This window comes from Caballeronia sp. LZ032 (assembly GCF_031451315.1).
GTDB lineage: Bacteria > Pseudomonadota > Gammaproteobacteria > Burkholderiales > Burkholderiaceae > Caballeronia.
The window spans coordinates 938,750-951,545 of the sequence record NZ_JARUXP010000003.1 but is presented as its reverse complement, the minus strand read 5'-3'; the positions used below and the strand labels follow the sequence as shown (position 1 = coordinate 951,545).

General features: G+C 64.2%; 14 protein-coding genes. 4 read left to right on the top strand and 10 right to left on the bottom strand.

Going from position 1 to position 12,796, the window contains the following annotated elements:
- Positions 1–57: 57 nt before the first annotated feature.
- Entirely contained in the window at positions 58–333 is a 276-nt protein-coding gene (locus QCE69_RS25715; protein WP_309924330.1) for a hypothetical protein, read from the bottom strand.
- Between the two features lie 744 nt (positions 334–1,077).
- Between QCE69_RS25715 and QCE69_RS25710 the strand changes: the two genes are divergently transcribed.
- The 4 genes from QCE69_RS25710 to QCE69_RS25695 all read left to right on the top strand — a co-directional run bounded on the left by QCE69_RS25710 (position 1,078) and on the right by QCE69_RS25695 (position 5,937).
- Positions 1,078–2,598: an efflux transporter outer membrane subunit gene (locus QCE69_RS25710; RefSeq protein ID WP_309933712.1), complete on the top strand. Its 1,521-nt coding sequence runs from the start codon at positions 1,078–1,080 to the stop codon at positions 2,596–2,598.
- A gap of 30 nt (positions 2,599–2,628) precedes the next feature.
- A complete protein-coding gene (locus tag QCE69_RS25705) occupies positions 2,629–3,789 on the top strand; it encodes an HlyD family efflux transporter periplasmic adaptor subunit (RefSeq protein ID WP_309933711.1) in 1,161 nt (386 codons plus the stop codon).
- A gap of 25 nt (positions 3,790–3,814) precedes the next feature.
- Complete coding sequence (locus QCE69_RS25700; protein ID WP_309924324.1) at positions 3,815–5,362, top strand: DHA2 family efflux MFS transporter permease subunit; 1,548 nt, start codon at positions 3,815–3,817, stop codon at positions 5,360–5,362.
- A 203-nt stretch (positions 5,363–5,565) separates the two neighbouring features.
- Positions 5,566–5,937, top strand: a complete 372-nt coding sequence (locus tag QCE69_RS25695; protein WP_309924322.1) for a BON domain-containing protein — start codon at positions 5,566–5,568, stop codon at positions 5,935–5,937.
- 82 nt (positions 5,938–6,019) lie between these two features.
- On the opposite strand, the gene QCE69_RS25690 is transcribed toward QCE69_RS25695, so the two are convergent.
- The 9 genes from QCE69_RS25690 to QCE69_RS25650 form a co-directional block, all read right to left on the bottom strand.
- Entirely contained in the window at positions 6,020–6,277 is a 258-nt protein-coding gene (locus tag QCE69_RS25690) for a hypothetical protein (RefSeq protein WP_309924319.1), read from the bottom strand.
- Positions 6,278–6,318: 41 nt separating this feature from the next.
- Positions 6,319–6,576, bottom strand: coding sequence for a hypothetical protein (locus QCE69_RS25685; protein WP_309924317.1), 258 nt, complete (start codon positions 6,574–6,576; stop codon positions 6,319–6,321).
- Positions 6,577–6,618: 42 nt separating this feature from the next.
- Positions 6,619–6,876, bottom strand: coding sequence for a hypothetical protein (locus QCE69_RS25680; RefSeq protein ID WP_309924315.1), 258 nt, complete (start codon positions 6,874–6,876; stop codon positions 6,619–6,621).
- Between the two features lie 403 nt (positions 6,877–7,279).
- On the bottom strand, positions 7,280–7,972 hold the full coding sequence (locus tag QCE69_RS25675) for an NAD(P)-binding domain-containing protein (protein ID WP_309933709.1): 693 nt from the start codon (positions 7,970–7,972) through the stop codon (positions 7,280–7,282).
- A gap of 58 nt (positions 7,973–8,030) precedes the next feature.
- Entirely contained in the window at positions 8,031–9,290 is a 1,260-nt protein-coding gene (locus QCE69_RS25670) for a hypothetical protein (RefSeq protein ID WP_309933708.1), read from the bottom strand.
- A 775-nt stretch (positions 9,291–10,065) separates the two neighbouring features.
- Complete coding sequence (locus QCE69_RS25665; protein WP_309924306.1) at positions 10,066–11,058, bottom strand: amidohydrolase family protein; 993 nt, start codon at positions 11,056–11,058, stop codon at positions 10,066–10,068.
- Positions 11,059–11,099: 41 nt separating this feature from the next.
- On the bottom strand, positions 11,100–11,324 hold the full coding sequence (locus QCE69_RS25660) for a hypothetical protein (protein WP_309933706.1): 225 nt from the start codon (positions 11,322–11,324) through the stop codon (positions 11,100–11,102).
- 26 nt (positions 11,325–11,350) lie between these two features.
- Entirely contained in the window at positions 11,351–11,599 is a 249-nt protein-coding gene (locus QCE69_RS25655) for a hypothetical protein (RefSeq protein WP_309933704.1), read from the bottom strand.
- A 229-nt stretch (positions 11,600–11,828) separates the two neighbouring features.
- Positions 11,829–12,785, bottom strand: a complete 957-nt coding sequence (locus tag QCE69_RS25650; protein ID WP_309933702.1) for an amino acid ABC transporter substrate-binding protein — start codon at positions 12,783–12,785, stop codon at positions 11,829–11,831.
- Positions 12,786–12,796: the final 11 nt, after the last annotated feature.

The following is a 12,796-nucleotide window of genomic DNA, read 5'->3' as shown; positions in this document are numbered from 1 at the left end:
GAAAAAAGGAGAAGGACGCGCGTGCGCGTCTTCTCCTCGTGTGCTGCCCGGCGATGCTTACAGCTTCATGCCGCCCAGCGCGCTGCCCACGGCGGTGAGTTGCTTCGTGACGTTGGTCAGATCGACGTCGGTGTGGGTCGAGGCATCGACTTGCGTGACGGGAGCCACGTTGGTCTGCGGGCTTGCGAACGACACGCCGCCCATCTGCCCGTTGGCGTTGATGCCGTTGTTCTGGAAGATGGTGCCGCTCTGGAAAATGGTGCCGCCGACGATGGCGCCCATTTCGGCACGGTCGAGGTCCTTGGTCACGGCGAGGTTGTCGATCTTCAGCATGGTCAGTCTCCTGGGTGGTTCGGTGGGTTGGTTGAGCACCAATCGTTGCGCTCGCACCTGCTTATGCGAGAGGTGTGCCAGGAGCGCGCACGCAACCTGAAGATCACGCCGGAGCCTTGTGCGGAAAGCCTGAGTGGGGTTTGATCCCGGTTGCGAAACCATCTCGGCGGCCACCGGACTGTCGGCGCCGATGAAACGGCAAGCCGCAATGTGTCGGCCACGGACCAACCATCGCGACAACAGCTCCCACGCAGCCGTTCGACAGCGTCGAACCGGCGATTCATCCGCCGCGCTCTGTTCCGGCCGACATGCCGCGACTATGCTTCGAACCGTCTGGACGTTTCGTTCAACGCTTCGAGATCCGAAGGGATCGCGCCGATGAAAGAGCGTCGTCGAGCTTCAACTTCTTCAACAGTGGCTGTCATGAATCGAGCAGTGACGATAACGGTTTCGATCCTCATAGCGGGGTCGATATTATCGATGGTGGCGTTTGCCGGAACTTCGCAGAAAGGCTGTGGGCTGATCCAGACGAACTTCGACGACTACACGGATTGCGTGGTCGACACGGGCCGCGGGAATCGCGCGGGGATCCATCTGTTCCCGTTGCACAGACGCCGTCATGGCATCGCGGACTCGGCGTAGCGATACGTGCTGCGCGACCCGCTCGTCACTTCCCGTCGAAGGAATCGTCGCGCCCATGCCCTTGTTCTTCAGGAAGCGATCACGCGCAGTCGAGCCGGACACATGAACGACCCTCTCAGGAAGCACGGACGGCGGCGTCTGTCCCCCTGGCCCGCGTCTGTCGCGGCGCTGAGCCTGGCCGGCTGCGTCAATTACATGGGCATCGGCAGCGACAAACAGATTGCGCCGGCATCGCACTACGAAACCGGCGCGAGCCTGCCCGCCGAGCACGGCGCGTGGCCGGCGATGGACTGGGCCATGCAGTTTGGCGATCCGCAATTGCCGCAGCTGATCGACGAAGCGCTGAAGGACGCGCCGACGATCGAGCAGGCGCTCAGCCGCATCGACAAGGCAGTGTCGCTGGTCGGCGGCGCGCGCGCCGGACTGGCTCCGAACGTGACCAGCAGTTATCAATGGAACCGGCAACGCTTCACGCTGAACACCCTCTATCCGCCGCCCTATGGCGGCACCTGGCAAAGCGAGAACACGGCGCTCCTGAGCGCGTCGTGGGATCTCGATCTGTGGGGCAAGAACCGCGATCGCCTGCACCAGGCCGTGTCGCAGCAAAAAGTTGCGGACGCCGAGGCTCAACTGGCGCGCATCACGCTCGCGGCATCGGTGGCGAGCACTTATAACGACCTGGCGCGCCTCTATGCGTTGCACGACCTCCAGGACAGCGAGGTGCAGAACCGTCAGGACATCGGACGGATCACGGACCGGCGCGTGACTGCGGGACTCGATACCGACGTCGAGCGCCAGACCGCCGAGGGCGAAACGGCGACCACGCACACCAACGTCAAGAGTCTCGACGGGCAGATCATCGCGACCCGCTATCAGCTCGCCGCCTTGCTCGGCGCGGGCCCGGATCGCGGCTTGAGCATCGCGCGGCCGTCGCTCGGGACGGGCGAGCCGATCATGCTGCCCGACAACCTGCCGGCCGACCTCTTGTCGCGCCGTCCGGACATCGTCGCCGCGTACTGGCAGGTCGATGCCGACATGCAGAACGTGAAGGAAGCGAAGGCCGAATTCTTCCCCGACATCAACCTGACCGCGGTGGCCGGACTCGACGCCTTCGGCTGGGGGCAGTTCCTGACCGCCCAGAGCAGCGCCATCCAGTTTGCGCCCGCCATCCATCTGCCGATCTTCGACGCCGGCGCGTTGCGCGCCCAGTTGAAGGGCCGCTACGCGGACTTCGACTATGACGTCGCGTCCTACAACCAGACGCTCGTCAATGCGCTTTCAGACGTGGCAACCCAGGTCGCGCAGATTCGTTCGACGGACGCGCAACTGGTGGAGGCGCGCCGTGCGCTGAGCGCGCAGACCAAGGCCTGGCAGCTTGCGCTGGTGCGTTACCGGGCCGGCTTGATCGCGCAGTTGCAGCTGCTCGATGCCGACGACAACCGGCTCGCCGCCGCGACCACGGTCGTCACGCTGGAGATGAGCCGCCGCAGCATGCAGATCGCGCTGATCCGGGCGATGGGCGGCGGTTTCGACGGCTCCGGCGCAGCCCTCGCGGCGACGACGCCCGCCACGCCCACGACACCCACGACACCGATTCCTGCCCCGCGGCCGGGCCAGGAATAACCGCATTTTCGAGTCTTGCCGGAGCTATCGATGAACTCTCCCGCGTCACCGGCGCCCGTCAAAGCCGCGCGCCGCAAATGGCTGCTGACGCTGATCCTTGCCGTGGCCGTGCTGGCGGGCATAGGCTGGGGCGTCTATTACCTGCTGGTCGCGCGTTATCACATCGAGACCGACGATGCCTATGTGGACGGCAACATCGTGCAGATCACGCCGCAGACCTCGGGCACGGTGATCGCGGTCAATGCGAACGACACCCAGCTCGTGAGCGTGGGCGACACGGTCGTGCAGATCGATCCCGCCGATGCGCGCATCGCGCTCAAGCAGGCGGAAGCCGATCTGGGGCAGACGGTGCGCCGCACGCGCGGCCTGTACGTGGACAACGACCTGTATCGCGCCCAGATCGAGCAACGCCAGTCGGATCTCGCCAAGGCGCAGGCCGATCTGCGGCGGCGCCTGGATACCGGCACGAGCGGCGCCGTTTCGCAGGAAGACGTTTCACATGCGCGCGAGGCGGTCGTGTCCGCGCAAGCCGCGCTCGACGCGGCCCGGCAGCAGTTGAACGCCAATCTCGCGCTGACGGCCAACACGACGATCGCCGATCATCCCGACGTGCTGTCGAGCGCCACGCGCGTGCGCGACGCCTGGCTCGGCTATGCACGCACCACCTTGCCCGCGCCGGTGACGGGCTATGTCGCGCAACGGTCGGTGCAGGTCGGGCAGCGCGTTTCGCCCGGCATGCCGCTGATGTCGATCGTGCCGCTCGATCAGGTATGGGTCGATGCCAACTTCAAGGAAGTGCAGCTGCGCCATATCCGCATGGGTCAGGCCGTGGATCTGACCGCCGATGTCTATGGCTCCTCGGTCGTCTATCACGGCAAGGTGGTGGGCGTCACGCCCGGCACCGGCTCGGCGCTCGCGCTGCTGCCCGCGCAGAACGCGACCGGCAACTGGATCAAGATCGTGCAGCGGCTGGCGGTGCGTATCGGCATTCCGGCGGAGGAGTTGCGCAAGCACCCGTTGCGCGTGGGGCTTTCGATGAACGCGGACGTCGACGTGAAGAACACGTCGGGCGCGCAAGTTTCGACGATGCCGGTCCTTGCCGCCGGCGCCGCGGACCGGACCGACGTCTTCGCCCGTTACGGCGAAGAGGCCGAAGCCGCGATCGCGCGCATCGTCGACCACAACAAATAATCCCCGCCCGAGCTTCGACGATCCCATGTCCAAGGACTCCACGGAACTTCCTCCGCTGACGGGTGCGACGCTCGCGCTCGGCTCATTCAGCGTGGGCCTCGCAGGCTTCATGACGGTGCTCGATTCGTCGATCGCCAACGTCGCCATTCCGACCATCTCAGGCAACCTCGGCGTGTCCGGCGACCAGGGCACGTGGGTCATCACGGTGTTTTCCGCGGCCAACGCCATCTCGATTCCGCTGACGGGCTGGCTCACGGCGCGGGTCGGACAGGTGCGCCTGTTCGTCACCGCGATCCTGCTGTTCACGCTCGCGTCATGGTTGTGCGGCATGGCGCCGACCTTTCCGGTGCTGCTGCTCGCGCGCGTGCTGCAAGGCGCGGTCGCCGGGCCGTTGATCCCGATGTCGCAGGCGCTGCTGCTCAGTTCATGGCCGAAGGCGAAGTCGTCATTCGCGCTCTCGCTGTTCTCGATGGTGGTCGTGACCGGCCCGATCATCGGACCCGCGCTGGGCGGCTGGGTGACGGACAGCTTCAGCTGGTCGTGGATCTTCTTCATCAACGTGCCGGTCGGCCTGTTCGCGGCCGCGACGGTATGGATGATCTATCGCCGCCGCGATACGCCGGTGCACAAGCTGCCCGTCGATGTAGTCGGACTCGTGCTGCTGATCCTGTGGGTCGCATCCCTGCAGGTGATGCTCGACAAGGGGCAGGACCTCGACTGGTTCTCGTCGGGCACGATCGTCGTGCTGTGCATCTGCGCGGTGGTGGGGTTCTCGTTGTTCGTGGTCTGGGAGCTGACCGACCCCAACCCGATCGTCGACCTGACGCTCTTCAGGCAGCGCAACTTCCTCGGCGGCACGATTTCGATCTCCATTGCCTACGCGATCTTCTTCGGCACGCTCGTCCTGTTGCCGCAGTGGATGCAGGACTATCTCGGCTACCGCGCGGTGGATGCCGGCCTCGCCACCGCGCCGCTCGGCATCTTCGCGGTGATCGGCTCGCCGCTCGTGGGGCGCATGCTGCCGGGCTCGGACGCGCGCGTGATCGGCACGTTCGCGTTCATCGGCTTCGCCATCGTGTACTACATGCGCTCGTTTTTCTATGTCCAGTTGAGCGAGGACTACATCGTGCTGCCCACGCTGCTCCAGGGCATCCCGATGGCGCTGTTCTTCGCGCCGCTGACCGTCATCATCCTGTCGGGACAGCCGCCGGAAAAAGTGCCGGCCGCAGCCGGCCTCTCCACCTTCGCGCGTACGCTGGGCGGCGGTATCGGCACATCGCTGGCGAGTGTCGTATGGAACGACCGCACGATCCTGCATCACGCCATCCTGACCCAGCATTCCAGCCCGAACAACCCGTTGTTCAACGCGCAGATGCAGGCCTACCATTCGCTGCTCGGCCTCGGGCAGGGCGCGTCGTACGCGCTGTTCCAGAGCACGGTGCAGACGCAATCGGCGATGCTCGGCCTCGACGACGTGTTCTACGGCGCGGCCATCGTCATGATCGCGATCATTCCGCTGATCTGGATCACGAAGCCTGACAAAGGCGGCGATACGACGGTCATCGCGCACTGAAGCGCGCGTGCTTTGATCAGACCTGAAAGCGTGTCTTGCAGCGCGCTTTCCGGCAAGAAGGCGTGCAAGTTCGACTTTCATCCTGCAAGGCGCCGACTAGAATGATTCGAGGCGCGCCCTGATGAAACGGCGCGGCCCATCGTGGTCTCGAACATGACCTCAATCATGACCTCAAGCGTGGCCTCAAGGACAGGAGCTCGACAATGAAACTGATTCAGATGCTCAGGCTGGCCGGCGTGGCAGTGGTGCTCGTTTCATCCGTCAGTGCGTGGTCGCAGACCAGCGATTCCGGCGCGGCCGCGGGTCAGTCCGGCACGCCCGCGGCGAGCGCCGGCACGTCGAAGAAGGCAATGCGGCAAGCCAATCGCGCGCTCAGCAGGAAGGTGGCGCAGGCGCTTCAGAAGGGCGGAGTGGATGTAGTCGGCATGAACGTGATTGCGAAGAGCGGCGCGATCACGCTGGCGGGTTATGCGCAGGATGCGAGCCAGATCGATCAGGCCACGTCGATCGCCAAGGGGGTGAGCGGCGTGCGCTCGGTGAAGAACTCGCTGACGATCCAGGAAGGCGGGCAATGACACGATGAAGCGGTGAAGCGGTGAAGCAGAGGGGGAGAAGGAGGCAGTCGTCCTGGTTCCTTCTCCCCGCGTGACGTCCTGCTTACAGCGCCATGCCGCCGATCAGGCTGCCCACCGCACTGACCGACTTCGTGATGGTCTTCACGTCGAGGTTCGTGTGGTTGGACGCATCGACTTGCGTGACCGGTGCGACGTTGGTCTGTGCGCTGCCGAAGGACACGCCGCCGATTTCTGCGTTGGCGTTGACGCCGTTGTTCTGGAACACGCTGCCGCCAGCGATGGCGCTCATTTCGGCACGGTCCAGGTCCTTGCTGACTGCGAGGTTGTCGATCTTCAACATGATGATGCTCCTTGAGATGAGAGGGGTCTTCAACAGGTGAATCAGAACTTGACGCCCTGCAGCAGGCTGCCGAGGGAATCGAGGGACTTCGTCACGTTCGTCAGGTCGAGCTTGGTGTATTGCGAGGCATCGACCTGGGTCACGGGCGCCACATTGACTTGCGGGCTCGCGAACGAGACGCCGCTCTGGTAGTTCGCATTGATGCCGTTGTTCTGCATGATGCTGAAGCCACCTGCGATGGCGCGCATTTCGGCACGGTCGAGGTCCTTGTGGACGGCGAGGTTGTCGATCTTCAACATGACGGGTCTCCTGATGGCCGGTTGGTATGGAATGGATGCGGATCAGATCGCGATGCCGCCCAGCGCGCTGCCGAGTGCGCCGACCGACTTCGTGATCGACTTCACGTCGAGGTCGAGGTGCTGTGAGGCATCGACTTGCGTGACGGGCGCGACGTTGGTCTGCGGGCTGGCGAAGGACACGCCGACGGCTTGCAGGTTGGCGTTGACGCCGTTGTTCTGGAACACGCTGCCGCCGACGATGGCGCCCATTTCGGCACGGTCGAGTTCTTTGCTGACGGCGAGGTTGTCGATCTTCAACATGATGAATCTCCTGGATGGCTGGTTGGGTTGGTTGAGCATGTCTCGTTGCGCTCGCAGCATCATTTGCGAGAGCCGTGCCAGGCGCGGTGCCAGCGTTTGAGATTTTTCGTAAGTCGTTGATTGTATTGATCAATGTTGAATTCATTTTGCGTTGATGCCTCGCATGAGCGCGCGTGCGCCGCGGCCGGGTGTCGGGTCCGGCGAGACAGCCTGCCGATCACCTGTTGCCGCGTGCCGAACAGCGCGTCCGGTTGCCTGGAGCCGCACAAAAAAAACCCGCTTCGGGAAGCGGGCAAGTCCTCCGGAGGAGGTAGAGGACGTGGCACAAACCACGAAGAGGCGCGCTCTTCGTGCAGGCGTGCGGTTCGGCTCTGTGAAGTCCCTTCCGCTTTTTTCGGATTGTCTAGACCGGCTTGGCCTCCTTCATCGCAGAGGTGCACGCATGCCGCGGCGACGCCTTCAGCAGCGCGCGGCCCTCCCAGTACGAAACCAGCTTGCCGAGCCCCCCCGACTCGCTCAGATCGCCGAACGCCTCGATGCGGATCGACTGGTCGATACCGCCCACGCACAGCGGCACGAAGCCGCTCAGCGCAATCAGATACGCGACGGCGTCGCCGGCCGCGAGGTCGTCGGCGGCATAGAACAGCACGGCGGGATCGGGCCAGCGGTTGGCGGCCGCATGCATCGACTCCGGACGGATCGACGCGAATGCCTTGACGAACTTCGTGCCGGGCGGCATAAGCGCCGCGAGGATCTGGCCGGCCGATTCATCGTCGGGAACGATCTTCATGACGCCGCCCTGGCCATCAGGCGCAATCGGATTCGACGGATCGACCACGATCTTGCCCTTCAACGCTTCGCGGTAACGCTCGAACAGATCCTGAATGGCGCCGAAGCGGATGCACGGAATCACGATGTCGGCACGACGGATCGCCTCGCTGACACTGACGGCGCGCGCGCGGCCATTGCATTGCATCGCGAATGCCAGCGATTTCCTGTGATCGCGATCCGCAATCAGGATGGACTCGCCTGCGAGCGCGAGACTGCGCGACAGGTTGGCGCCGATCTGATCGAGACCGATGATTGCCGTTTTCATGCCTGGGTTCCTCTCGCCATGCTGATTGCGCGCGTCGCACGGGCGCTGTTGTTCTTGCTCACGTCGCTGCAAAGCCGCCGCCCATGGCTCCGGCGCCGTCGCTGATGCGCAGGTCCTCCACCTTGCCGTGCAGCCGGAGCGGCATGGCGCCCAGGCCGTGCGTGAGCAGCCCGCCATCGACGGCGATCTTGCGCACGGCGGCGCCGTTGCGGATGCAGAGCGCGGTGGCATCGAGCGTGACGACGACACCCTTCACCATCGATTCGCCCGTCGCCCCATGCGTCTCGACGCCGCGCCGGACCGTCAGCAAGCCGAGTGGACGGCTCACCTGGATGCCGACGGCGCCATCCGCATGCGTGACGATGCGGTCGATATCGGCGAGTTGCACGGTGCCGTCGTAGTCGCTGAAGCCCCGCGCGCCGAAGCCAAAGGTTTCGATCGTCGCGTGGGTCCGCAGCATACCCAGCGTGCCGAAGTTGACGAAGCCGGTGGCGCTCGGGCCGTAGGACGTGACCTTTTCCTCTGCGATCCACGAGCCGACCGTGCCCCAGTTGTCCAGCACCATGTCGTTCGCGCCGTAGGTCGTCACGGGTCCGCGGTTGTGCACGGTCTCCACACAGGCGCCGGATGAAACGAACACGCCGCCCGCAATGCGGTCCGCCGTGCCATGTTCGATGCCGCCGTCGCTGTGAATGGCGCCGGTCTCCATGCGGCCGACGATCAGCTGGCCGCCGGCATCGCCTGCGCCGCCGACGAAGACGCCGCTGCCGTTCACCGGCGCGCCGCCGCGCCCGGCGCTGACGGCCGTGAGGTCGGCCGTGATGGTCACGTAATGATCGTCGTGCTGGTTCCAGACGGTGAAGACGCCCGGGATCACCTCGACGCCATAGCCGCGATGCCGGGTTGCGTGGGCACGTGCATCGGCCGCAATGATGTCTATGTTTTCCGCCGCAATATGGCCGCTGCGGACGTTGTCGCGCGCGAGCAGCTGCACCACGCCGCGCGTGCGGAGATCGTGCAGGTCGATGCGCCCGAGGCGCGTCACGCTCGTGTCGTTATGAATGGCGCGCCGGTCTGCATCGGCGTTCAGTTCGATGCGCGCGACGCAGTTGTCCGTGGTCAGCTGCACGCCGTCCTCGCCCTTCGCGAAGTGCAGCTTCACATCGCTGCCGGCGCCGCTCAGCGTCTGGCCGGGCAGCAGCCTGAAGCCCGGCAGGTCTGCGATGTCGGCGGTGACCGCAATGTGCTGAACTTCCGCGCTCGATACGGCCGCGAGCAAGCCGGCCAGGGTCGAGACGTTGCGCTCGCTTGCGCTCATGAGAGAGGTCCGTGACGAAAATTTGTGTCAAAAATAGTCACAGACGAGAGCGCCGCCTAGAGGGCGGCGCACGAAAGCGGAGTTCGGCGGGTTCGAACTGCCAGGCGAAAGCGTTCGGCGCTTACTGCCGTTCGCCGCCCGCCAGTGTCTCGATGATGCCCAAGAGTTGCGCGCTCATCGGCATGTCGAGGCGGGTGCCGGAAAGCAGGCGGATCGGCCGCGAGTTCCTGGAAGGTGACGCCACGCGCCCAAGGTAACCGCTTCAATGACGGTCAAAGATACTTGACTGGCCTTCCTGTTCGAGCGACCTCACCTTGTCAACGATTCGAACCGTCGGCGTTTCCTTGCACGACTCGGACACTTCAGCCGCAACCGGCACCGCCCGATCGACAGTGATCTGGTCGGTTTCCCTGATTGCCAACCTGTCCACACCCATGGCCCAGAATCGACGTCGGGAGTCATCAGCTCGCCGAGCGCCCGCGCGTCATGCGCGTTCCAGCCTTTTACCCAACGTTCGATGAGCGCGAGCACCTCTCCCGACGAGTCCGCCGAAGCCTGCGTCGCATGCGCTATCCATGGAAGAAGACAAAAGCACGCGAGCGCGGACCGTCGCATCGCCAAAAGACAGCTGTCCCGACCGACGGTCACACTCGCTTTCGTTGACGTGCTCATGAAGTTGCTCGTTGTAGTCGCGCATCGCGTTCACTTACCGCGACCGACCAGGGTGAATCCGCTTCGCAAACGCTACAGCTCACCCGGACCGGCATTCGAACGTTCACAGGTTGAGCAGACGCATCGCGTTGTGCCGGCCGATCTTCTCCCGGACCTCTTCATTCATGTCGGTCTTGTCGAACCACTCGCTTCCTGTCGCCATGCTTTCGTAGGGGTAATCGACGGAGAACATCACACGGTCGGCACCGGCTGTTTCGAGAGCGGCATGCAGGGCGCCCGTGTGAAAGTGTCCGCTCGTGGTGAGATAAAAATTGCGGCGCATGTACTTGCCGACGGTTTTCCGTGCAGCACCGCGGCCGGCGCCCTCGTGCTGCATCTGCAAGCGGTGCTCGAGTCGCGGCAGCATGAGAGGCAGGCCTTCGCCCAGATGACCAAGAATGATTTTCAGTTTCGGATAGCGGTCGAACAGACCGCTCAACATCAAGCGGATCGCATGGGTCGCCGTCTCATGCGCGAATCCCCACGCCGATCCGACCAGTGCGGGATAGCCTTGGTAGATGCGTTGCTGCGACGGCAAAGGCTCGCGCGGATGCAGATAAACCGGTATGCCCAGCTCGGCGACTCGCGCCCAGAATTCCCATAGTGGAGGTTCGTCGAGATACTCGGCCGAATGAGCGCTGCCAAGGTTCGTATAGCCATTGATCAATGCGCCGACCATGCCTAGCTGTTTAACGGCACGCTCCAGTTCATCGGCGGCCGCTTTGGGCGACTGCAGAGCGACGGTCGCGAACGCACGAAGACGGCGTGGTTGGCGCGAGGTGAAACGCTCGGCGATCTCGTCGTTAGTCCGCCGCGCGAAGTCAACGGCCTGATTGAGATCGACGATCGACTGGGCACCAGGCGAAGTGAGCGAAAGTACGGCGATGTCGATGTCGTTGCGGTCCATTTCTTCGAGACGTCGTTCGACGTCCATAAGCCGCATGTTGACGTCGCTCATGCAGGCTTTGCCGTTGCGTGCGGCCTCGCCGGCGCTGTCCCAGAGGCTGTTGTTCAGTGCGGTACTCAAGTGTTCCTCGAGAACGATCTTGCCTTTCATGACTGCCTCCCAGGAGTCTGATCGATATAACGTCGCCAGGCCTAGGCGGCAGGCTTGAACAATGCCCGCCGTGCCGAGTCGCGCTTCCAGTTGGAGGATGAGAACGCCTGACTCGCCGCATCGATGGCGGCCTGTGCCCCGGATTCAGAGCCGCCGGCATAGCGGCCGACGACTTCACCGGCGGCGGGGTCCATTGAATCGCGATGTTGCGGTGAGTCAAGCCACTCGCCGCCGATCCAGTGCAACGCGGTGTCTACCGTGCTCATCGATTCAATCCTTTGTCGCGGTGTTTTCAGCAGAGATCACGCGCCGCGCATGCGCCACCCTCTGCTTGCGGGAACGATGCGTCGCCGTGTGCTGCCAGATGGAGTCGAAGCCGCCGCCCCTCGGCCCTGGTGGCCGTCAGCGTTTGTCCGGGGGATAGCCGGAAGCCCGGCATGTCCGCGATGTCGGCGGTCACCGTGATTTGCCGGATCGCCGCATTCGCCGCGGCGTCGAGCAATCCGGCAACGGTCGAGACCTCGCGCTGGTTGGTGTTCATCGCGTAGCCCCGTGTCTGAGTAAGGCTTTAACATAGACACGGGGTGCTTTGCGGAACAGGGGGCGGGCAACGAAACATGCGTTCGGATCGTCCGAACCTTGATGCGGGGCAAGGGGGGCGCTTGCACCCGCGAAAGAATGACTAGGTCGTCGGGGGCATCAGAAACGGACGTACGCGGATATTGGGCAAGCGGTCAAGGCAATTCAAGCACCGGAGGGCATGAGCACGATTACCGCCGTTCGCCACCCGCGAGCGTTTCGATGATGCCCACGAGTTGCGCGCTCATCGGCATGTCGAGGCTCGTGCCTGAAGGCAGGCGGGTCAGGAACCAGCGCTTGTACTGGCGCTCGATCTCGCCGTCGGCCGCGAGTTCCTGGAAGGTGTCCTTCACCACTTGTGCCAGTTGCGGATCGTCCTTGCGGAACATGATGCCGTAGGGTTCATACGACAGATAATCGCCCGCCACGCGGTACGCGCCGCCCTTGCCGGCGTTCGCGGCGATCAGGCCGTAGAGCAGGACGTCGTCGGTGGCGAAGGCATCGGCCTGGCCGTCCGCCACTTGCGCGAAGCCCTGTGCATGATCCGGCACGACCTGGAGATGGATGCCGAGCTGGAACTTCCTGTCCAGTTCGCGCAGCGCGGTTTCGTTGGTGGTGCCGGACGTCACCGCGACGCGCTTGCCCGCGAGATCGCGGAACGAGTTCATCGGCGCATCCTTCTTCACCATCACCTTGGTGCCGGCGACGAAGATGATCGGCGAAAAGGCCACGCGCTGCTGACGCGCGAGATTGCTGGTGGTCGAGCCGCATTCGAGGTCCACCTTGCCGCCGGCAACGGCATCGATGCGCGTATCCGGCGTGACCGGCACCCAGCGAATCGTGAGCGTCCGGTGTATGGACGTTTCGATGGCCGCAACCAGCGACTTGCACAGTTCGATGGAATAGCCGATGGGCGTGCGCCGTGCGTCGAGATACGAGAACGGCACCGACGCATCGCGATAACCGATCGCGATGGTGCCGGAGTCGCGCACCTTCGCGAGCGTGCCGGTCAGCGTGGCGGGCGCGTAGGGATCGTTGACGGGGCGCGCGGGCTGCACGTCGTCATCGGCGGCGTAGACGGCGTGCGTGGCGCAGGACAGCGTGAGCGCAGCCCACGCCGCGCACTTCCAGAAGCGCGGCATCTTCATGAGACGCTCCT

Excerpts from the sequence above, each read along its gene's own strand:
- QCE69_RS25695 (WP_309924322.1), top strand. The coding sequence starts at position 5,566 with ATGAAACTGATTCAGATGCTCAGGCTGGCCGGCGTGGCAGTGGTGCTC.
- QCE69_RS25700 (WP_309924324.1), top strand. The coding sequence starts at position 3,815 with ATGTCCAAGGACTCCACGGAACTTCCTCCGCTGACGGGTGCGACGCTC.
- QCE69_RS25680 (WP_309924315.1), bottom strand. The coding sequence starts at position 6,876 with ATGTTGAAGATCGACAACCTCGCCGTCAGCAAAGAACTCGACCGTGCC.
- QCE69_RS25650 (WP_309933702.1), bottom strand. The coding sequence starts at position 12,785 with ATGAAGATGCCGCGCTTCTGGAAGTGCGCGGCGTGGGCTGCGCTCACG.
- QCE69_RS25675 (WP_309933709.1), bottom strand. The coding sequence starts at position 7,972 with ATGAAAACGGCAATCATCGGTCTCGATCAGATCGGCGCCAACCTGTCG.
- QCE69_RS25705 (WP_309933711.1), top strand. The coding sequence starts at position 2,629 with ATGAACTCTCCCGCGTCACCGGCGCCCGTCAAAGCCGCGCGCCGCAAA.
- QCE69_RS25665 (WP_309924306.1), bottom strand. The coding sequence starts at position 11,058 with ATGAAAGGCAAGATCGTTCTCGAGGAACACTTGAGTACCGCACTGAAC.
- QCE69_RS25710 (WP_309933712.1), top strand. The coding sequence starts at position 1,078 with ATGAACGACCCTCTCAGGAAGCACGGACGGCGGCGTCTGTCCCCCTGG.
- QCE69_RS25690 (WP_309924319.1), bottom strand. The coding sequence starts at position 6,277 with ATGTTGAAGATCGACAACCTCGCAGTCAGCAAGGACCTGGACCGTGCC.
- QCE69_RS25655 (WP_309933704.1), bottom strand. The coding sequence starts at position 11,599 with ATGAACACCAACCAGCGCGAGGTCTCGACCGTTGCCGGATTGCTCGAC.
- QCE69_RS25670 (WP_309933708.1), bottom strand. The coding sequence starts at position 9,290 with ATGAGCGCAAGCGAGCGCAACGTCTCGACCCTGGCCGGCTTGCTCGCG.
- QCE69_RS25660 (WP_309933706.1), bottom strand. The coding sequence starts at position 11,324 with ATGAGCACGGTAGACACCGCGTTGCACTGGATCGGCGGCGAGTGGCTT.
- QCE69_RS25715 (WP_309924330.1), bottom strand. The coding sequence starts at position 333 with ATGCTGAAGATCGACAACCTCGCCGTGACCAAGGACCTCGACCGTGCC.
- QCE69_RS25685 (WP_309924317.1), bottom strand. The coding sequence starts at position 6,576 with ATGTTGAAGATCGACAACCTCGCCGTCCACAAGGACCTCGACCGTGCC.